The organism is Bdellovibrio sp. HCB-110 (assembly GCF_047323225.1).
Classification (GTDB): Bacteria; Bdellovibrionota; Bdellovibrionia; order Bdellovibrionales; family Bdellovibrionaceae; genus Bdellovibrio.
Window position 1 is genome coordinate 2,377,994 of sequence record NZ_CP178750.1, and the last position, 20,670, is coordinate 2,398,663.

Here is a 20,670-nt window from a genome sequence, read left to right on the forward strand (position 1 = left end):
TCCGGATGCTCATTGTCCTGATTCCCCCAATAAAGACAGTGAGCATCAACCTTTAGTAGTCAGGCCAAACCTGCAAAGTGGGCTTTGTTCGCGGAAGTCCCATTTTACAGTCAAGCCCCCAGCAATATAGGTGGCCTGTGTCCGTCAGAGCATATATATTATTGTAACCGCTTAGACCGACAATACTGCCATTCAATCCACCGCCTTGATCTAAAAGATGCGGCGTCTTTTTCGCTGTAGCGATTGTTTCTCCTAACGACGGCAACAAACTTCCCCAACAATAAATCGAATTAGAGCGCAATATCCCGCAAGAGAAAGAATAGAACGCATGCATCGAACTGACAGTCAGGGGGCCAGAAATACCGGAAACGTCGACGGGCATCACTTTGTCGGCGGAACTTACGGTGTCACCCGTTCCCAGCAGTCCATAGTAGTTGAATCCCCAGCAATAAGGCAGACCATCTGTCGAAGTGCCGCAAAAAGCTTCGTCGCTTCCGTATATATCACTGAATGTTGTCGCTCCCGTCATTGCCGAAGTATCCAAGGGAAGAGGCACCGTCGTCATATTTGTTGAGCTATGTCCCCCAGTCCAATCCTTTGCTCCCCAACAATACACAACACCATCTGTCATAAGGCCGCAAGAGTGAAAATTCGTTGTGATGATTTTCGAAAAGAGCGTGGAACCCGAAGCAATGTTGGCCGTGTATACCGGATAGGGCTTATTTTTTAAGGCCAACGAGCCATTTCCCAACACCGGAGCATAGAGACCTGGACTTGAGGTCATCTCTCCCCAGCAATAGCCTTTACCATCCGTCGCAACACCGCACGCGTGGCGCCCACCAACACTCACTTGAGAAAATGTTGTAGCTCCCGTCATATCCGATGTAAGAACGGGTGTCGGTACATCTGCGACTGTCACAGCACCCAAGCCCAAAGCGCTTGAACCTCCCCAACAGTAAAGAATGCCATCTGTAGCAACCCCACAAACCGCTGAAAATGAGACGGCTAATTGAGAAAATTTCTTGGCACCCGTCATAAGAGACGTGTCAACAGGACCTGGCGTTGTTTCGATGCTATTGCCTGTCCCCAACACCCTAGTCCCTTCTCCCCAACAATAAGCCGTGTCATCACTGCTTGTCCCGCAGGCATAATTATATTTTGCAACAAATGATTTCCAACTCCCCGAACTCAGTGGTGGAGCAGAAATTTCAAACGGTTTTAATGGATCCGTTTCTCTGAAAAAACTTAAATAATTATTCTCCCAACCCCAACATGCCACTTGATTGTTCGTAGTTTCCGCACATGTCCGATATTGGCTCATAAAAATATTTTTGAATTTTGATCCTGCAGGAAGTAGCGACGCATCTACCTGCGTGGGGCTTAGGGCATTTTGCGAAGCTCCGTTCCCTACAGTATAATCGCCGTTATTACCGAAGCAATAAGCATTTCCGGCAGAAGAAAGGCCGCAAGTCAAATATCTGCCTGCCACCACTTTTGAAAAGACTTCCGAAGAGGGAACCAGCGAGCGATCCACGGCTGTTGGTACAAGACGTTTGCCAGTCGTTCCATCGCCAAGCTGTCCGCTATTATTCGCTCCCCAACAAAATATTTCTCCAGCAAAACTCAAAGCACAACTATGGTTTTCCGAGACACTCACCTGCTTGAACGAGGTCCCATTTGGTAAACTGGATTCATCAATCCACATAGGTGTTGCTCTCGCCGTAGTTGTACCATCGCCGAGCTGACCGGACGAAGCGCTTCCGAAACAAAATATTCTGCCATCACTTGAAAGACCACAGACATGACTATAACCAACACTTACTTGCACAACTTTGACTGATGAACCCAACGCCGAAAGATCCATAAGCTGAGGCTCGGAGGAATTTCCTGCATATGGAATATATCCCCAGCAAAATAGCTTATCTGTCTCTGTGATTCCACAACTGGTGACATAGTATGTAGAGATGTCACGAAACTTTTTTTCTCCCGAAATGTTCGTCACAAGCAAAGGGGTTGGGATTAAGAGTCCTCCGGTCGTACCGGTACCTGCTTGCCCTTCGTAATTGTCCCCCCAGCAATAAACAGCTCCGTCACTATTAAGCGCACAAACTCCATAGGCGGAAGCCACTATCTTGCGTATTGAAACGCTTCCACTGATTAAGCTTGAATCTATTAATCCCGGAACACCTCGATCGGCATCGACACCACTGCCGTCACCAAATTGTCCTTCAAAAGCATGGCCCAAACAACGAACTGAGTTATTCACGTCGATATAACAAGTATGATTGAATCCCAACGCCAGCTTCGCCTCTGTCTGAGTCATCGTTTTACTTACACTTGGAGATACAACCTGTTCATTCGCCGTGTGATCTGCGAAACTGACGCTTCCACTTGGAATCTCAATCTCGATACTTCCCGGCGCTGAGGAAACTGCCACGTCCAGCGTGAATTCTTTTGATTTGCCTGTGGTAGGTGACAAACTAAACACAAGCCCCTTAGCCGTGCCATTTTGTTTGAAAATACTTGGATTAAATGCACTCGCTTCTAATTCTTCCGTTGAAATAATTTTGAACCGCGCCTGATTATCAAACGTGTTCGTAGAAAGCGGCGAGGCTTCATCCTGAACAATTTTGAGACGGATTGAGGGAGTTGATGAAGATTGAAAAATATTGGCATCTAAAGAACATGCAGATAATAGAACCGGAATACAGAACAAGATTATAACACGAATGCACATAATATCTTTTCGGCCGGCTAACTATTTACTATAGACAATCGGAATTCTTTTTCGTTCGACAATCCTCTTAATGTTGCCTACAAAACCGAGCAATGCCTCAAGGAGACACAACGACATCAAATGTGAGGTCATCCGATAAATTATTCTCCATCCCCCCGTCATTTATTTGCAAAGTGATTTGCGCAGTCCCAGCCATGAGGGGCTCTATCCGCATTGTCCCGACACCATTTAAAAATCCGTAACAGGTGACTTTCGCAGTAGCACTTGAAGATGAAGAGCATTTTGCAAAAATAAAGTTTTGTACTTCTGAAGGATGTCCCGAGTTTCCATAAACTGACAGGTTTACAGTCGAGCCGGCCGTAAGTGTTTGGTCTGAGATCGGTGAAATAAATGGTTTATAATTAATATTCACGAAATGAATGAGCGTCCTTTTTTGGGGTCGCATTAAATACTCTTTCCCAGGCTCCGGATCCATCGCCACCGTAATGACCAAATGCTCCGCGTGATCGCACTGAGCAACTCCGCCTGGACATTGAGCCACAAAACTCGTGGCGACGCGATAGGTGCATCTCGGAGGAATGCAGTTATTACTCCCAGCTTCATCGTAATAAACAGGATTCGTGGAAGTTCCACCAAGACGTGCTCTCGCACTTAAGTTGGGATTGGTATCGCGAGGATCCAAGAGAATGAAATCAAAACTCTGCCCACCTTGACAGCAGTTACTTGTACAACCTGTCGTAGCGCCGCCACGAACGCAAGCTCTTAATGGCTCATTGATCACATCAGGTAAAAGAGCACTCGTTCTTACGCCGAACGGCGATGTGGTTATCTGATCCAGCTGATAGGAAGCTAGAATTCTTCCCTGCTGGGCACTGGTACGACGAACCTCTTTTTGTAAGTTAATAATCATGTCCGCAAAAACACCAGCAAGTATACCTAAGAGACCTATCGCCAAGAGCAGTTGGACTAATGAAAAGCCATTTTTACCAAGAGTCCTCATTTCGTGTAAACCTTCACGATGTCCGTAGGCAGTAAATAGCCCGTTTTAAAAATGAGCAAATCGTTTGTAACTGTATAGTCGGCTCCTGACGTCGGCAAAAGTATATTCGATCCGCGAAGGACTTCGACACCACTGATATTTTGTGCAACTAGCGCCGGAAGTTTAAAATCTCCGACGCCTAAAGTAGACAGATAATTTGAAACCGTTAAAAACTTAGACGCATAATCCGAACTGCAAATAGGAACAACCTCTGAGTGAACTTCTCCCATCTTTGTTGCGAGGGCCTGATATTTTGTTCCGATTTGAGCTCCTGGTGTCAGGGGACAAACACCACTCACCGGATTAATGACCGGCACATAGTAGAAATTATCAATATTAAATTTTTGCTTAATTAAATTGTAAATTCCTGTGGGTAAATCGTCATTGGTGTGAGCGACCGAATCCTCAGGAAGAAAAACCTCAGTAAATGTAAACCCAAGATTTGATGCACCCACACTACTCTCCGGCATCTCATAGCAAGTTCCTGGAATCAGGTATTTATAATTCACGTGATTTTTCACCATCGTGCTATTGCAAAAGTCTGTCGCTGGCGAAGTGGGTTGATAAGTTCCCAAATGCAAATATTTGTCTGTAGCGATAATACAGTTGCTGATGTTGTATTTCCCAGTGAAGGTGGGGTAATTGATCTTTACCAGGTCCAAAAATGGAGCAGGATCGGCGAGTACAGTTCCAAGGCAACTGTCCCCGTCAGCCATCGTAGGTGTTGGCACGATCGGGACAGGCATTTGGCTTCCGCTCCCAATTGTAAAAGTTCTAGTCGCAGGAGCACCGTCAATTTCAATTTCTATGGTCGCCGCAACTCCCATGCGAAAAGCAGATCCGTACACGAGAATTGCCGAAGGCATTTTCTGTTTCTTGTGAGTAAACTGACGACCACAATCCGCCGCTGTCGGAAAAAGGCCCGTCGTTTCGTTAAGATCATAAAGATGACTTTCATCATCTTCGTTGGTTAAAAGCATAAACACGGTCGGAGACGTCGGATCAATTGTCAAAGCGGATTCTTTTTTTACGGCCTCCTCAAGAATACGAATCATCGCGCACAATGGAGCATCCTTTGCATTCGTGATTTCCCCTGATTCGAAAATTCGGTCAATTTTCCCGAGAAGCCCGTTGATTGTCGAAGCTCTTTCTGCTTCAGACATGGAATTTTTAAAAGAAAAGATTCCTACGCTATCGTAGAGAAACGAACTCCCATACGTCGCTCCGGTGTTGTAGACGCCTCTATATGCGAATTTGCTAATGTAATCGGAATAGAAGATAGTTCCGTCGGGCAGGTTCTTTAATTCGGTGAAAGTTTCTATCCAAGTTTTGTTTCCCGACCCATCCAGCGTATATCCTTGATAATTGCCCTGGATGGAATTGTGGTTATTAATTGAATATACCGCGACATTGGCATTCAGATCTTTCAGAGAATCAACTAACTTAACCATATTAGCTTTAAACATATCTTTGATTCCACTCATACTGTTGGAACCGTCGACAAAGAGTATGACATTTATGGGACGCCCGTCTTCAAGTTGAGTATTCGGAACCAAGGTGAGGATCTGCGTCGTCTGTGGAGAAACCGTGACCACTTTGCTTGACGAGAAATTAATTCCCAGGGGCCCCGCAACGGATGAATCAATAGTGATATTGATATAGTCCGCCTTTTCACAACTAGACTGATCTAAAGGACAATGAACCTTGAAGCTTAAATGCGTCTGAACGTAGCGGGTGGCTTCAGTATCGATGTGGTTTAAAACATTTCCCGTCGTTAAATCAAACGAAGTCAAAGGATACGGCTTAGAAGTGTCGCAAAGTATGGTGTCGTCCGAAAGGCAGCTCTTGAGATGCGTATTCTTCTCGTAGGCAGCTAAAGATCCGACATAGTTGGGATTACTCAAAAGCATGAAGAACTGACTCAGCTCCGTATTCCTTAGAGCGATCGCCGTCTGCCGTGTATTTTCATTCCTAACATAATTTATAAATTCAATAGAGGCCGTAGACACCATGGAAAGAACAACCATGGCGAGAAGGACTTCGATAAGCGTAAAACCCTTATGAGAGTGGCTCATACTTCTTTTTCGGGTTTTCCGAACAGAAGTTAAAGTCATCTTTTACATGAAAGTGAAAACAAACGACTTTACAAAAATATTGTGTTGCTATGACATTCGTAGGCAGCACATTTAAGTTCGTGGCTCGCTAATTTTCAAAGCAACGCATTTCAGATACGCAAGAAAAAGGGGCACCGAATTTTCCTCAGTGCCCTGCTATAAATTTATTTTAAATTTTGTGGATTATAAATCCCAGCATCACAGTGAGAAGTGTCCCATGCGCCCATAATACGAGCGGCATTAATTTTCACTCCGCCATTCTCAAGCATCGTGTAATTAACAGCAATGGTAGCAACCATATCACGCGGGAAGGACGCATCGTAAACGATATCATAGTGCGCACTTACTACATTGCGATTTTCATAAGTATGATAATTGTCTTCCAAATCTGTGTAGGGAGTTGTTCCGACTTCGAGAGCTTTGGCAACAGCACCTTGGCACTTTTTATTAAAAAGCGTTGTTACGAAAGTTTGCACTTCTACCGGAGTCAAACTTCTACTCTGAAATTGCACTGGCACAGACTGCGCAAAGGCAAAAGACGACATAGCAAAAAAAGCAGTCATTGAATATGAAACGATTCTTTTCATTTTTTTCTCCTGATTTGTAATGAGAGTGCGCGCACTATAAATCAAGTGACTGAAAAAATCTTAAGAATTCCGAAAAGTAATTTACGTGTAATAGAAACCATGAGAATTTTATCGCTTCGCCCAGAGATCAGACGTTGCTACTTTAATACAAAAGCAACGCATCGAGAAACGAACTACTCGATAAGCAGACTATCAAAAATATCTCCAGCGTCGACAGCAACAAAAACGTCGTATTCGACTTCGTCAGAAAACTCATTGCTTCCTCTAAAAGCGGAAGGATCTACAACTTGAGAGATTTCCGGCAAGCCCTGTGCGCTCCTAAAAAAACTCGCTTTATCCACCGAGATTACGACGACGCGTCTTTGCAAAGCGGCGTCCTGCTCCGCAAAACGTTTCGCTACTCTTGGGTCGGCAGAGAATGACACCATACTATCCCAAACCGCATCGCCATCACCTACATATTTTAAGTAAGAGCCCGCCATATGAGTCAGCATCAAAAACTCTGTTGGAGAATATAACGTCGCCGATCTTGAAGCTGCAGGAACAAAAACCTTTCCCTCCCGCAACCACTCGACCCCGACTTCTGTTATTCTAAAACTAAAAGCGGCAGGAAGATGGCCCGAGTAAAAATCTTCATCCGCCAGTGGCAAAAGACGAAGAAAAGATTTATTTAAAATTTCTAAAGTTTCAGCGAGGCTCTTCCTTTTTAGCGAATACCGAAAAAAATGAGAAGTTGCTGGTGTCTTATAGACTTTGCTTTCCCCTCGAAATAACACGACGTGATTTTTTCGACAGGGCTCGTTCTTCTCCACTATATCACATTCAGTCGCCAAACAATTTTGAGGGTCCTTTTCTAAACAGATTCGCTCATACAAAGCGATCCATTTTTCCAACTTCGCTTTATCGAGCTCTGGCGTATGCCGCCCATTAAGTTCAAAATACGCGATTCGATTTTGAATAGATCTTTCTAATGCTTCGGGTGAAAGCTCGCTGGCATAAACTCCTTGAATAGAAATGACGAATATCGTCACAAGCAAGGCTATATGTAAAAACATTGTGCGGTATTTTCTCATTAGAAAGATCCTGAAAAGAGTTTACTTACTCTATGCCTATTCTGTGCCAGCGACTCCAACAAACATTGCTACAAATACTAGTGAGCAACAAAAAACTGCTGAATCGCCTTAGGAAGTGGACGGCCTTTGGGAGTGATCGCACAGACCTGGGTGATAGCTTCAAATCCCGGAATATTCAGCTTCACCAGATTCCCTTTTTCAAGATACAGCTCGGGAATTAAACTCCAATAAAATCCTTGAGAGATCGCTTCACAAGCCACTTCATAAGAGTCATAAATAAACGTAGGATTCAAGGGAACTCCGAGCTTCACGAGAGCTGGATGCTCCTCACAAACCTCAATTCCTACAAACGCTTTCGGAGAAGCCTGAGGATACTGCGCCAATGATCGAATCAGCTCTGGGCCCTTAAGCTTTGTGAGCGGATGATTCTTTTTAACGGCTATCACCAAAGGTTCTTTGCGAAGTGGATGAATAACAAGAGAGGGCGACGGTGTTGGCGCAAAGCAAACTCCAAAATCCAGATCGCCCCGGGCCACGTTCTCAATGACCTGAGCGGAGCGCAGACTGTAATACTCAAAGACAAGTTTGGGATTTTCCTCCGCAAGTTTGACCAGCATAGGCAGCAGAAAACCTCCGGCAAGTCCGTGAGTCGATGCCGCTCTAAAGGTTCCTTCAAGCTCTACATTTTCCGACTGACATTCCTCTTTAGCCCGCGCTAATGCGACCAAAAGAGGCTCAATTTTTTCCGCGAAGCTTCGCCCCGTTGCCGACAAACTGATCGCCTTCCCTACTTTTTCAAATAGAGGATGACCCAATTCATCTTCAAGTGCTGCAATGCTATGACTGATAGCACTGGGACTGACATTTAACCGCCGAGATGCTTTTCCGATATGTTGGGTTTTTGCAGTTTCTAAAAAATAAGTAAGTTGATCAAGCTTCATGCGTGAAAGCTATTCAACTAAAACGATGAAATCAAATCATTTTATTTAATGAATAAATCTTCCTATAGTCGCCTCAACTACTTAACAAGGGAGTCCAAATGAAACTAGTTCAGTTGACAGGAGTTATGAGTTTAATTCTTTCCGTTGCTTTTGCAGCACCCACTTTTGCCAAAGGCTCAAGCCGCGGTGTTATGCCATGCACAGGCAAAGGAATCCGACGCTGTGTGAATCATGGTCACAAAGTGAATGCCCCCGTGAACAACACTATTGAAACGGTTCTTTCCGGAATTTACCGCTCAGACTGTAAGATGATCAACGGCAACTGGTCTTCCCCCACTGTGCGTATCAACGCTTCTGCAACAGCATTTATCATAGATGTGCCCAGCGAAAAAAATATGTTGAGCCCAGCTCTTTATATGATTGAGTCCTATCCAATTGGCGTAAGCAGAAATCATAACCTCGGCGAAGGATTCCGCGAGTACAAGGCTGGCTATCAAGGCGGCAACTTTGTGCTCACAGTTTCCGAAGCTCGTTTCAACAATGATCCGGCTGAATTATCAGGCACACAGACAATCGAAAGAACAGGCCTGGGAGTTGTAATCACTGAAGCTGACGAACAAGGTACTATCGTAAATCAATGCACTTTGATTCCGTATTAATTAATTAATTAATTTAAATAAGTCTATGGCAATTCACCGCGCCGGTTGGATCAATCCCTCCGGCGTTTCTGACAAACAAAGCTGCGGAAACTAAGCCATTATCCCACTGAAGAAGGACCTTACTCTTTCCTTCTGCTTCGAATCAGTTTGTCGTCCGATATCTCCTTTTATTTCCGAGAGGATTGATTTCGAATTTCTCTTGATAGAGAGACACTCAATGTTTCCAATATTTATCATTATTCTTTAATGCATCTCTCTACTGTTGCTTTACTATGACAAGCAACGCATTGAGCATTCGATACTTCCTCGAGACCTTTGTAAGGATTTTTCACAAAAAATTTACTGTTTTTTATCAATGTGAGAACGTGTTCAAAATCTTTTCTCAGGAGTTTTCGTGACTTTTTATAGATCAAAAATTTACGTTCTCATTTTTTCAGCTCTTGTCTCTCTGCCTGCCTCGGCTGATGAGGGAATGATGTTAGAGGGATCAGTCGGGACTTCCCAAGTGACTATGCACAGCCCACAAGATGCCGAGACGGAACTTTCTGGAAACACCGCATTTTTACGACTTCATTTCCCGCTTTATCAAAGCGCGAATCAGTTCTTCAACCTGACCGTTTCAAATCAATTTCTTCATAGCAGCCATGAATTCCCCGACACGGGACAAAAACAGATTTTAGGTCAATCTGCCTTCGGCATAGGATTGAGTTATCGATTGTCTTACTTGATCGTGGGCGCTGAGTATCAACAGGCCACCTTTGAACAAATCACCGTCGGCCCGCAAACAACTGAAAATATTTTTTACATGGGGAACCCTCATTTCTACGGAGGGCTCATTTACAAATTCGGACGCTTGGGTTTGGGCGCGATTTATTCATTAAAAAAATTCGACATCCCCACAGAAAAATCCGAGCTCTCTAGCCAACGCCCCTATGAAGAAAAAAATATTCTGCTGACCATCACCTACCACTTTGAAGGCGGCACAGGATCTTTCCTGCGCTCGCTCTTCTCGAGAAAATAGGACACATCAGGGCGCCTCATTCTTCAGGACCGCCCTCGTCTATCTACTGCCGTCGCTGTTGAAGCGAATCACTAAAAAATCCGTCAAAAATAAACCAGTTGATCCACCAACTAATATTTTTCCATCACTTTGAAGAATGAGGCCCTTGGCATAATCAGAGATACCACCGAAATCCAGAACCACTTTTCCCGCAGATCCAAATCCCGAATCCAAGGAACCGTTTGCATTGTATTTTACCAAAACGACGTCATTGCTCCCAGATCCATCCCCATACCCGGTCGCAAGAATTTTTCCGTCACTTTGAATAGCTATGTCAGAGATATAGTCCCATGACCCTGATCCGATATCAGTGAAGACCTTACCTGTGGAGTTGAAACTCGTGTCCAAGGAACCGTCGTTGTTGTATCTCACCAACGCAAAATCATCCGTACCGGAGGCACCAGAAGTTCCTCCCACAACAATTTTTCCATCGCTTTGAATAGCAAGCGAGTCAATAACGTCGGCGGAGTTTGTGCCACTGTCTGTGATCACCTTGCCTGTGGAGTTAAAGCTAGTATCCAAAGAGCCATCTGTATTGTATCGGACCAGCGCAAAATCACTGGGGCCCGCGGAGGTGGAATATCCTCCGACAAGAATTTTTCCATCACTTTGGATGTTAACTGCATAAGCGTAATCATCACTTCCCGAAGACAAATCGGTGGTGACTTTACCTGTGGAATTAAAGCTGGTATCCAAAGAACCATCCGTATTATATCTAATAACCACAAAATCGATATTACCAGCCACCTCAGTAACACCCACAATCAGAATTTTGCCATCGCTTTGAAGGGCCATCTCATAGGCAAAATCAAAGGTGCTGATATTCGTGGTGACTTTACCTGTGGAATTAAAACTGGTGTCCAGCGTGCCATTGCTATTATATCTAACCAATGTAAAATCACTAGCCCCCGCAGCAATGGAGTTACCAGCAACAACAATTTTTCCATCACTTTGAATTGCCACCGTATAGGCACTATCGTTTGAGCCTGCTCCAATATCCGTGGTCACTTTCCCGGTAGAATTAAAACTGGTGTCCAACGTACCATCGGTATTGTATCTCGCCACCGCAAAATCATAAGCACCAGTGTTACCCGATTGACCAACGGCCACGACTTTTCCATCACTTTGAATTGTAATACTCAACACATCATCAACGGAACTCAACCCAATATCTGTGGATACTTTTCCAGTGGAATTAAAACTTGTATCCAAGGAACCATTGGTATTGTATCTCGCCAAAGTAAAATCATAAGATCCCGAGGAAGATGAGGATCCAGCCGTAAGGATTTTTCCATCCCCAAGAACTATCACTGATTTAGTCCACTCACTTGAACCTGTACCTATATCTGTAGATACTTTTCCTGTGGAATTAAAACTGGTATCCAAAGAGCCATCGGAATTATATCTCACCACCACAAAATCATTGGAACCCACAGCATTACTGTGTCCCACCACGATGATTTTTCCGTCGCTTTGGAGGGAAATCGCATTTCCATAATCAGTTGAAGTTGAACCGATATCCGTTGTTACCTTGCCTGTAGAATTGAAACTTGTGTCTAAAGATCCATCTGTATTGTATCTAACAACCGTAAAGTCACGGTTGCTTGAGATATTCGAATAGCCTGCCACGATGATCTTTCCATCCCCTTGAAGGGTGACATCATGGGCGACATCGTATGAGCCTGAACTAATATCTGTGATGACCTTACCTGTGGAGTTAAAACTTGTGTCTAAGGAACCATCCGTATTATATCTTACGACCGCAAAATTTATTGAGCCTGAGGCCGACGTGTCGCCAACCAAGATAATCTTTCCATCACTTTGAACTGCCATGGAAAAGGCATAATCAACTGTGCCAGTCCCGATATCTGTCGTCACTTTCCCAGTGGAATTGAAACTCGCATCCAGAGAACCGTCCGTATTGTATCTCACAATTACAAAGTCATCGGAGCCAGAGGCATTCGAATGACCTATCACGATGATCTTTCCATCACCTTGAATCGCGATCCCATAGGCGACATCATAGGAATTGGAACCGATATCTGTAACTACTTTCCCATTTGAATTAAAACTGGTGTCCAGAGAACCGTCACTGTTGTATCTCGCGATTGCGAAATCACTGGAGGTGACTTCCGAATAACCTGCCACGAGAATTTTCCCATCGGTCTGAATAGCCACAGCATTAGCTCCATCAGAGGAATAGGATCCAAATTCCATGGCCACTTTCCCGGTAGAATTAAAACTGGTGTCCAAAGATCCGTCTGCATTATATCTCACGATTGCAAAATCATTGGTGCCACCACCGTCAGTCTGGCCAACTACGACATATTTGCCATCACTCTGAATCTTCATTTTTTGAACCCCGTCATTGGAGGGGCCCACATTCAACGAAAAATTAGTCTTCACCACTCCCTGCGCGCCAAAACTTCCTGAAGGTGCGGAGGGCGTCGTTGCCGGAGGTGAGGTGTCTGGCTCGGAGGATCCCCCTCCGATTGTGTCCTTGATCTCGTTGTGCAAAGAACAACCATTAAGAGTCAATAAAACAAACAAAACAATAACAACACGGTGATATTGATATTGAGACATCAAAATCCTTGCATGAAGAGGTTTACCTACGTTCCACATCCTATTCCGATATTTTATCGGAATAGGTTCTAAATTCATGAAGGAGTCAATGACATCCAAAGTTAAAAAACGTTGCGCTACAAATGATGAGCAGCGCGCCCATCTTAAAATCCGCTTGCACCGGAACTTCAAAGATTCGAATCTATTACACAAACGGAAGAAATAGAACCGTCCATTGTACCGTAATTATAAAACATTGGACGTCTTGTATCACCCATCTTCCAATAAGATCTGGATACACTGCCATTATGGAAAAGTTTTTCATCTTCATAAAACCCATATCTTATTGAAGGTTAACTTCAGCAACACTTTCTAATTCACGATTGTTAACTTCTACTGTCGTCGTCTCTACGAGCACTCTGATTTTCACTAACTTCCCTGCTGAGTCGTATCTTTCGCCAATACGGATTTCTCTTTTCACTGTAATTTTCATCGGAAGCTTTGCACCCGGGATAAACTCCTTACCAAAAGCCTTTTCCGCATCAGCGTGATCTATGCAGAATTTGAAATTTGGATTCTTCAATCCAATCGCTCGGTATTGATCATCAGTCCCAAAAAGATCGTCGTGCTTTAGTTGCTCATTAAAATCAAACCAAACTTTTGGAATTCTCAATCCAGGTAACTGACAAGCGTAACCATTGACGTTCCATACAAATGTGTTCTGTTCGATCTCGAGTTCCGCATTCACAACATTTTCGGAAATGATCGCCGCAACTTTATCCTTTGATTCTGCAGCGTGGACATTACCAAAAAAACCAAGCATCAATAAACTCATCAATAGATTTTTTGTTTTCATATGCACTCCTTCCCCGGAGGGATGAGGCACAGTAAGATTCCTTATAAATAAAAGATATTAATTATGATTAATACTATTAATAGAAGATGTTTATGATGGAAAAAATTTATGATGCTTGTGATATCAATAAAGGTGCAAATGCTCAGTCAAGGAAAGTCTCATTGGGCTGAGCACGAAATCCATAGTTATTTATTGCAAGTGTGACTTCTTCAATTTGGATTATTAACAAAAGTACCGCCGCCGACTGTTGCTTAACTTAAAATACGCAACAGTGTTGAAGTTATAGAGCCAGAGACACAAAATGCGAAAAAAAATAGGTCCAAGCAAAAGCTCAGACCTATTCCAAGATTCTTTGAACTAAGTACTTACTTAAGTTCCTTACAAAGAGAAGTGCTTCCAATAATACCACCTTGTCCAAACAAGGCCACCTCACGATTTACCTTTACTAGCATTAGAGGAATCGAAGGATCTAATTCTGCACCTTCAATTGTCTGACCGCTTTTCGGGAAAAGTAAGACGTTATTTTTGCCAGTTCCATACATGCTTTCATCGTCTGCCTTCGTAGCGAAACGAACTTTGCTAAGCTGAATGGACATATCTTTTCCTGTCTGGAGGTCTTTTCCCGTCTGAGGATCGACTTCTCTGAAGCCAAGAATTTGCAATTCTGACTTCTTAGTATCCAACTTGACTTTCATTTTTAAGAAGACAGATCCTGAATCGGAACTCCAGCAAAGGTCTTTGGCAACACTCATAGTAGAGTTTCCGCTGGAGCCAACTTGTGTTGTTCCTGCGAAAGCAGAGTTTGCAATTGTTGAAGTAAGCATCAATACGACTACCATCATTTTTTTCATAACATTCTCCTAGTTTTTTTGTTTCACAGTTGTTTTTTATCCGCGACCAAAGCATCTCGGTGAAACAATCGACATGCTCGAAACAGACGGTATACTTTCCATGACTTCAATAGCTGTGCCATAGACTTAAAACTGCCGGCTGGCTTTATAAACTAGTTGATGAATTTACTTTTTAAACACGTACGCCAAATTGAGTGAAAAAGTCTTGGCGCGTACCCTTGGATGGTTACTCTTGCACAATCAACAGAATCAGATAACGATATTGGGCATGAAACCCATCATTAGCGACTACATCAATGTTTTTCAATTCCTCCAAGATCACTATGCCTATCGAAAAAAGACCGAGGCTCGTTTTTCTTACTCGGTATGGGCTCAAGAACTGGGATTCAAAAATAAATCGTACATTCGTTTTGTGACCTTGGGAAAAAGATCCATCAGCCCAAAGCTTCTAGAGAATCTTAAAGAAAACATAGGATTTGATAGTCATCAGAAAAAGATCTTCGAGATTCTTTGCCATTATAGTCAAAGCCGTACCGACGAACGAAAGGTAGTGCTTGGTAAAGAACTTATTCGGCTTATCAAACAGTCTCCCCACCAGTTCGAAATTGAACATCATCATGAAATGCTGATGAATCCTGTCGCTTTGATGATTAGGACTCTTTTAACGTTCAAAGATTATAAAAAGACAAAAGAGCAATTAGCAGACACTCTCGAAGTTGAAATAGAGAAAATAACTGAAGCCCTCGACATCCTGCGTACCTTAGGTTTTGTCGAAGAAAGCGATGGACAATTCACGAGCACTCATAAGAATATTAAAATCCCAGACAATTTTTCCAGCATGGGACTTGAACAGTTCTATAGGAAAAGCTTTCACCAAGCTGCTTTGTCCATTAACTTTCCAAAGCCTTCGCGAAAACACCGAAGCTGGTTTGTGGCATTAAATGAAGAAGATTTCATTAAATACACTAAAGATACCGAATCTAGAATCCGCGAGAAGACTTTAGAAATGGATTCGGATTTTTTCGAGAATAAGCGGCTGTATCAAGTGCTTTTTGCTATTTTGCCGGTATCAAAGTAAAATAGGCCCGAAGAAATTCAGACCCATTTGAAAACTTCAATGGCAAGTAATATTGGTAGATAAAGCTGAATAAGATTTAATCTTCAATATCGGGAGAGCAAACCGCAAAGCGATCATTTTTACCTGAGGGATCTAATAAACGAACATCCAAAAAGCCATCAGTTTGATCTACGAACTCTGGCTTTGATTTATATCAATTCGAAGCTTAAGATTTGAAATTTATGTGTTGCTCGTTTTTTTTGAAGCCACACTTGTTGGCTGCAATACAACAAACCCGTCGACATCAGGAAATCAAAAATATAGTGGTGGGGCTTCACAGGGGATAACACATGAAAAAATGTATCTTTTTGATTTTTGTTCTACTGACTCTAGAATCCACCGTTTTCGCTGAACAAGCTGCCTTCTTGCACATCGTAGGCATCGGCTTTGGAAGCTCCTCCTGTGCTGTAAATCTCCCAGGGTACTGTTATGAGCAAGCCAAACATAATGCATTTAATAGTGCCGCACAAAATGCAGCCTTCCAATGTATTACTATTCATTCTGGTTTTCTGAATGATGGCGTTCTAAGCTGTGTAAATTCCTGTAGCACCTCGACACTTGCATCAACCGTTTTCTACCAGTGCAGCGCCAGCTGTAACCTGAAATGCAATCTAGATTAGGGGTCTGGGGGTGAGTTCATCATATCGACCCAAAAGACGTTGAAAATAAATCAACGTCTTTTTAATTTTTAATAACTGTCCTACGGCTCTTTAAGTCCAACCTGTGTGAGAAGCCCACTCTGCATCAACAAATCTTGAACAGGAACAACGGAGCCTTCATATCTTGGAATCTCGGATTTCGTATGCGCATTCCCAATTAAAAAATAAGATTGTTCGCATCGCTCATTCTGAATTCTGGATATCACATTTCGAGAGATCTCTTCATTCCTAACGGCAATCATTATGTGAACGTATTCATTCCAAGTTTCAGGTGAATACGCCCCCTGCTTGATTCTTTCTGCTTCCATTTTTTTAATAATAGCAATAGTTTGCCACCCTACTTGCGATTGTCGGGAGATATCGGCAGTATAAACAGAGATTTCACGCTCTTTTAAAAAGGTCAGAAGACTTTTTGGTAAGATATTCTTCGCATTTTTAAAGCCATACTTCTCAGTATACTCACCCCAAGCTTTTAAAAATGAATCTTCGTAGGTAGCACGATTGGATAAAAATTGATTTATAGATTTTTGAAAGTATGGATCTAACTCTACGAAGTAACAATTTTTCTTGCCCTGACTCAAAGTAAATTGGATTTCTTCAATAACCCTCGCAATGATCAATGGATTTCCATGGTCAGAATCAGGAAAAACCGTCACTCGTGGTACCGCCGACCACGCGTACGGGCTCATTGCGAATAACATTAAGAATAACAATATTGAGGACTTCATGTGCTCCTTGTGTTTCGGGGCATCTTTAGCATAGACAAAACCCCACTGCAAGAAACTAGCAGTTCAAAGTGCTGGCAAGTATAGATACCGCGAGCAACGTCCCTGGCAATACTTTGCAGATGTTTCCGCTTTTACACTCAGAATCTCGACGGTCTTATTAAAGCTTAGTGCAACTCGGAATTGCCATAAGAGCTTTCTTAAAAGCTCTTTCACATGCAGTGCGAGTGTCGTCTCGGGATTCGTCATACCCTGTGCTCTCCCAAAGAATAACATCAACGCCGGAAGGTAAAATTTCTCGAATCAATAAAGTCGTTAAACAAACGTAACCGGAAAGTACACTTCCACTACCGTCTACTTTATATCCGATATATTTAGTCGAATTCTTAAGAACTTCCGCATTTGAAAGATCGGAAATCTCAAACGGCATGTATCCCTTTTTATAAAGAACACTTGGAAGATAGGAATCAATCCCCGCAAGTCCGGTATCCTGCTTAATAGACATATAGGAGATATTGCAAGCGTTAGGAACCGGAACTTCAGCTGCATACGAGTTGGTTGCGAACAATGCTAAGAACAACACTAAAGACTTCATAATGCTCCCTATTCGAGCCATCTTAAACATGGATGAATTTCCACAGCAAGAAATCGCGATTCAAAAGTATGGTAAATTTCGACATATCGCTGCTTGCAATTTTCCCAGCAACACCATAGTTGAATGGATCAGATTTCTTTAGTCTTCTTGAACAAGATAAGTATTTAAATCTTTTGGTTTTCTGTAGCACGGGACCTGATGTAGTTATTCGACAATATCGCTGATGGGATGAGTTAGATATTGCAGCCCAAAAATAATTCAACTTTAATTTCCCTTATCAAAACTATGGGAGATTCCATGAAATACTTTGCTATTCTTATTTCCATGCTATCTGGTCATTTTGCTTTTGCGGACTACACATGTACAGCGACTTTCCGGTTGGTTCACCCGGATGGTACGTCGAAGGAATTTGCTCAGAGTTTTAATTTTTGGGGGCCACGAAGCGGAACCCAAATTAGCGATCTAGATGGTAACAAGGTATTGATTGATCTTGAAATGGATAATGGCAGCGATCGTTTCGGAAATCAACTTTCTGGAACCACTGCCGGAATCGCCGTAGGACCTAAAGACGGTTCAATGAAGTATAAATCACGACAACATTTCGCCGTAATCGATGGCAAATTACCTTCAAAATTTTCTATCACATTCTACGGCGACGACCCTGGCGAAATCATCAAAACGGAGAACGGCAACCTCGTGGTTTGGCTGATTTGTAAAAATGATTTGGCTTTTGAAAATCAAAAATAGACTTGAGATCAGAAAAATATTTTAGGCCAATCCCCTTGTTTCATGAACATATATCGATCAAGAAGGCGTTGAAAATAAATCAACGCCTTCTTTTATTTCGATCGACTGCCCTACCGCTCTTTAATACTCAAAAGAATATTTTTTTCGTGCTCTTCACCCATAAAAAAGAACACCGTCATTTCTAGGGTTTCTTTCTTGAATTTTGAACATAGTATGGTCTTAGTCTTCGCAAATGTCTTAGTTGGAATAATTTCGATCTCTGATTTGGGACATATTTTCGGATATGTGATTTCAGTTTTTTGCGCAAACCATGAGAAAAGAATATCCAGTTGGCTTTGCGTGAAGCCCTTCAAAAGCAGGCCTTTACGGCAAGACCGAATAACTTCCGTACTACCTCCTTTTTGAGCACATTGAGCGATCTTTCGAAGAATTTTCACTTCCGCAGAAAAATCACTCGCGCCTGTGGTTATCACTGCATGGACTGGAATCGCTGATAGAACGAATGCTAAATAAATAAATTTTCTCATCGAACACCTTTTAACAATTAGAGTCCGGAACGAGACTTATATCGGCTCTTTTTTGATGCGACTTCGTATTATTAACAAAATTTAGATTATGGCTGCTTAAAAATGTTGCCACAATATTTGATAGCAACACACCATGATTGAATGGATCGGATTCCTTGCATTCTCTTGAACAAGAAAATTATTAAAAATATTTCTTTGATGACCGCTTGTTTGGCTTGCCGTTATTATTTGCCGTGCACAAGTGAGGTGTCGTTTATGCTTATTGAGGCCATTCCTCTTACTCTTAGATATACAGGGCCTGGAACTTTTGTTCCAGAGGTCGAAATAAAGGTAGACGGCCATTCTAAAATATTCTTGTTGGATACCGGTGCCGTTTCTTCAAGTATCGCTAACGATGTCCATGTAGACTCTTATCCAAGTATGGGAGAGCGAGACTCCAAGGCGGCAGCAGGAATTGGCAAAAAAGGCGACATTATTGAGCCCGATAAAATTTCAGTTGGCAGTTATTCATTTCGTAGGTCACAAATTACAAGATGCTCTCCGAGTTTACTGGGGCTCGATCGACTTAAAGAGATTGTATTTCAAATCGATTTAAAATCTAAAACGTTAAACTTACTAAAGCATTTTCCAATAAAAAGCACCAAACATCAGTTACACAGGCTTTCACCTGGACACATGACAGTTCCACTTAGACTAGGAAAAATGTCTGTTGATGCATTGTTCGACACAGGCGCCGATACAACTGTTATCGACAGTCAGTTCATAAAAAGTAACAAGAATCTTTTTGAACTACTTCGGTCAGAAGTTGGAACCGATGCACTGGGAAATAAGATCCCATCAGAAGTTTATCTTTGTAGATCAGTTCAAGTTGGAGACCTTATCGTAAATGATATTGAAATGGCGGCATTCAATTTTGGCGATCATTTACGGAAACATATGGAGGGATGCCCAATCATACTTGGGAACAACGTAATCTCGCATGCCAGATGGACATTCGACCTGACCCTAAATGAATGGAATTGTGAAGTTACGAGTTCTAACTAGATTAATGACACTTGTTTTACGAATACATACGACCGCGAAGGCGTCGAAAATAAATCAACGCCTTCTTTATGCTGAGCTCAATCTGAACTACTTACAAAGGTTCAGTGGGATCGCAGCAACCTCTAAATATTTATAGCTGAAAATCACGGTTGATCAATTTTGTGGTTGGATTACTCAATAGTCTTTCGACGAGTTCCCCGACCGTGAATTTCGTTCCTTCGAAGCTCTTAACAACTTCATCGAAGTATTCGATGGGTATCTGAGCCACGACATTATAATCTGACGTCTTTACCTTGACCTCATCAAAAACAGCAATGTCATTAAGTTTGGTCTGCTCGGTTAGTTTTGGAGAACTAACATACAAACCGCCTTTACCCGGATAGAACAGTTCGTCCTTGAAGATGTTCTGATAAATTAGAAAAATATAAGTTTGCTTACCTTCTTTAATTAGGCGCCATTGGCGGGCAATATCAGGGTTCAATGACGTGGAGACACCGCCCTCTTTTTTAGTATAGGGACCGTAAACACCTTTTTTATAAGCGCCGACATTTACGCGGAATAACCAAATATTTCCCTCATCATCAATTAGATCTGCAACACTGGTTTCACGAGGAACCGTCACACGGATTGAATAAGTATCAGCTGTCACGGAAAACTGAGCTGCTGAAGCATATGTTATTTCTGAAATTAAAACGAGTGCCGTAAGAATAAGGAAAAACGGTTTCATATCTATCTCCATTTTATATTTAATTGAACAATTGCTTCTGTCTGCAA

Annotated in this window: 19 protein-coding genes; 5 read left to right on the forward strand and 14 right to left on the reverse strand. The window is 42.5% G+C overall.

Annotated elements, in window-relative coordinates:
• Positions 1–52: 52 nt before the first annotated feature.
• From ACL934_RS11510 to ACL934_RS11535, 6 genes are all read right to left on the reverse strand, one after another.
• Positions 53–2,737, reverse strand: coding sequence for an RCC1 domain-containing protein (locus ACL934_RS11510; RefSeq protein WP_374073573.1), 2,685 nt, complete (start codon positions 2,735–2,737; stop codon positions 53–55).
• A gap of 97 nt (positions 2,738–2,834) precedes the next feature.
• A complete protein-coding gene (locus tag ACL934_RS11515) occupies positions 2,835–3,737 on the reverse strand; it encodes a hypothetical protein (RefSeq protein ID WP_374073574.1) in 903 nt (300 codons plus the stop codon).
• Complete coding sequence (locus tag ACL934_RS11520) at positions 3,734–5,851, reverse strand: type II secretion system protein J (RefSeq protein ID WP_374073576.1); 2,118 nt, start codon at positions 5,849–5,851, stop codon at positions 3,734–3,736. The genes ACL934_RS11515 and ACL934_RS11520 overlap by 4 nt, the downstream gene beginning before the upstream one ends.
• 203 nt (positions 5,852–6,054) lie before the next feature.
• Positions 6,055–6,477: a hypothetical protein gene (locus ACL934_RS11525; protein WP_374073577.1), complete on the reverse strand. Its 423-nt coding sequence runs from the start codon at positions 6,475–6,477 to the stop codon at positions 6,055–6,057.
• Between the two features lie 173 nt (positions 6,478–6,650).
• Positions 6,651–7,550, reverse strand: a complete 900-nt coding sequence (locus ACL934_RS11530; protein ID WP_374073578.1) for a hypothetical protein — start codon at positions 7,548–7,550, stop codon at positions 6,651–6,653.
• Between the two features lie 77 nt (positions 7,551–7,627).
• A complete protein-coding gene (locus ACL934_RS11535; RefSeq protein ID WP_374073580.1) occupies positions 7,628–8,491 on the reverse strand; it encodes a LysR family transcriptional regulator in 864 nt (287 codons plus the stop codon).
• A 98-nt stretch (positions 8,492–8,589) separates the two neighbouring features.
• Between ACL934_RS11535 and ACL934_RS11540 the strand changes: the two genes are divergently transcribed.
• Together ACL934_RS11540 and ACL934_RS11545 are read left to right on the forward strand one after the other, a co-directional pair.
• Positions 8,590–9,150: a hypothetical protein gene (locus tag ACL934_RS11540; RefSeq protein ID WP_374073582.1), complete on the forward strand. Its 561-nt coding sequence runs from the start codon at positions 8,590–8,592 to the stop codon at positions 9,148–9,150.
• Positions 9,151–9,544: 394 nt separating this feature from the next.
• On the forward strand, positions 9,545–10,171 hold the full coding sequence (locus ACL934_RS11545; RefSeq protein WP_374073584.1) for a hypothetical protein: 627 nt from the start codon (positions 9,545–9,547) through the stop codon (positions 10,169–10,171).
• A 39-nt stretch (positions 10,172–10,210) separates the two neighbouring features.
• On the opposite strand, the gene ACL934_RS11550 is transcribed toward ACL934_RS11545, so the two are convergent.
• The 3 genes from ACL934_RS11550 to ACL934_RS11560 all read right to left on the reverse strand — a co-directional run bounded on the left by ACL934_RS11550 (position 10,211) and on the right by ACL934_RS11560 (position 14,482).
• Positions 10,211–12,796, reverse strand: coding sequence for a delta-60 repeat domain-containing protein (locus ACL934_RS11550; RefSeq protein WP_374073585.1), 2,586 nt, complete (start codon positions 12,794–12,796; stop codon positions 10,211–10,213).
• Between the two features lie 322 nt (positions 12,797–13,118).
• Complete coding sequence (locus ACL934_RS11555; RefSeq protein ID WP_374073587.1) at positions 13,119–13,631, reverse strand: hypothetical protein; 513 nt, start codon at positions 13,629–13,631, stop codon at positions 13,119–13,121.
• A 365-nt stretch (positions 13,632–13,996) separates the two neighbouring features.
• Positions 13,997–14,482 carry a hypothetical protein gene (locus tag ACL934_RS11560; protein ID WP_374073588.1) on the reverse strand — a complete coding sequence of 162 codons (486 nt, stop codon included), beginning with the start codon at positions 14,480–14,482 and terminating at the stop codon, positions 13,997–13,999.
• A 190-nt stretch (positions 14,483–14,672) separates the two neighbouring features.
• On the opposite strand from ACL934_RS11560, the gene ACL934_RS11565 reads away from it, so the two are divergent.
• Positions 14,673–15,560 carry a TIGR02147 family protein gene (locus ACL934_RS11565; RefSeq protein WP_374073590.1) on the forward strand — a complete coding sequence of 296 codons (888 nt, stop codon included), beginning with the start codon at positions 14,673–14,675 and terminating at the stop codon, positions 15,558–15,560.
• A gap of 368 nt (positions 15,561–15,928) precedes the next feature.
• Here ACL934_RS11565 and ACL934_RS11570 read toward each other — a convergent pair whose 3' ends face one another.
• The 3 genes from ACL934_RS11570 to ACL934_RS11580 all read right to left on the reverse strand — a co-directional run bounded on the left by ACL934_RS11570 (position 15,929) and on the right by ACL934_RS11580 (position 17,578).
• The gene (locus ACL934_RS11570) at positions 15,929–16,099 is read right to left on the reverse strand and encodes a hypothetical protein (RefSeq protein ID WP_374073592.1); all 171 of its coding nucleotides are present in this window, start codon (positions 16,097–16,099) and stop codon (positions 15,929–15,931) included.
• Positions 16,100–16,299: 200 nt separating this feature from the next.
• Positions 16,300–16,914, reverse strand: a complete 615-nt coding sequence (locus ACL934_RS11575) for a hypothetical protein (protein WP_374073593.1) — start codon at positions 16,912–16,914, stop codon at positions 16,300–16,302.
• 229 nt (positions 16,915–17,143) lie between these two features.
• Complete coding sequence (locus ACL934_RS11580; protein ID WP_374073595.1) at positions 17,144–17,578, reverse strand: hypothetical protein; 435 nt, start codon at positions 17,576–17,578, stop codon at positions 17,144–17,146.
• 297 nt (positions 17,579–17,875) lie between these two features.
• Between ACL934_RS11580 and ACL934_RS11585 the strand changes: the two genes are divergently transcribed.
• Positions 17,876–18,325, forward strand: coding sequence for a hypothetical protein (locus ACL934_RS11585; protein ID WP_374073598.1), 450 nt, complete (start codon positions 17,876–17,878; stop codon positions 18,323–18,325).
• Between the two features lie 110 nt (positions 18,326–18,435).
• Here ACL934_RS11585 and ACL934_RS11590 read toward each other — a convergent pair whose 3' ends face one another.
• Complete coding sequence (locus ACL934_RS11590) at positions 18,436–18,852, reverse strand: hypothetical protein (RefSeq protein WP_374073600.1); 417 nt, start codon at positions 18,850–18,852, stop codon at positions 18,436–18,438.
• Positions 18,853–19,017: 165 nt separating this feature from the next.
• Between ACL934_RS11590 and ACL934_RS11595 the strand changes: the two genes are divergently transcribed.
• On the forward strand, positions 19,018–19,896 hold the full coding sequence (locus ACL934_RS11595; RefSeq protein ID WP_374073602.1) for an aspartyl protease family protein: 879 nt from the start codon (positions 19,018–19,020) through the stop codon (positions 19,894–19,896).
• A gap of 130 nt (positions 19,897–20,026) precedes the next feature.
• Here ACL934_RS11595 and ACL934_RS11600 read toward each other — a convergent pair whose 3' ends face one another.
• The gene (locus ACL934_RS11600; RefSeq protein WP_374073604.1) at positions 20,027–20,623 is read right to left on the reverse strand and encodes a hypothetical protein; all 597 of its coding nucleotides are present in this window, start codon (positions 20,621–20,623) and stop codon (positions 20,027–20,029) included.
• Positions 20,624–20,670 lie beyond the last annotated feature (47 nt).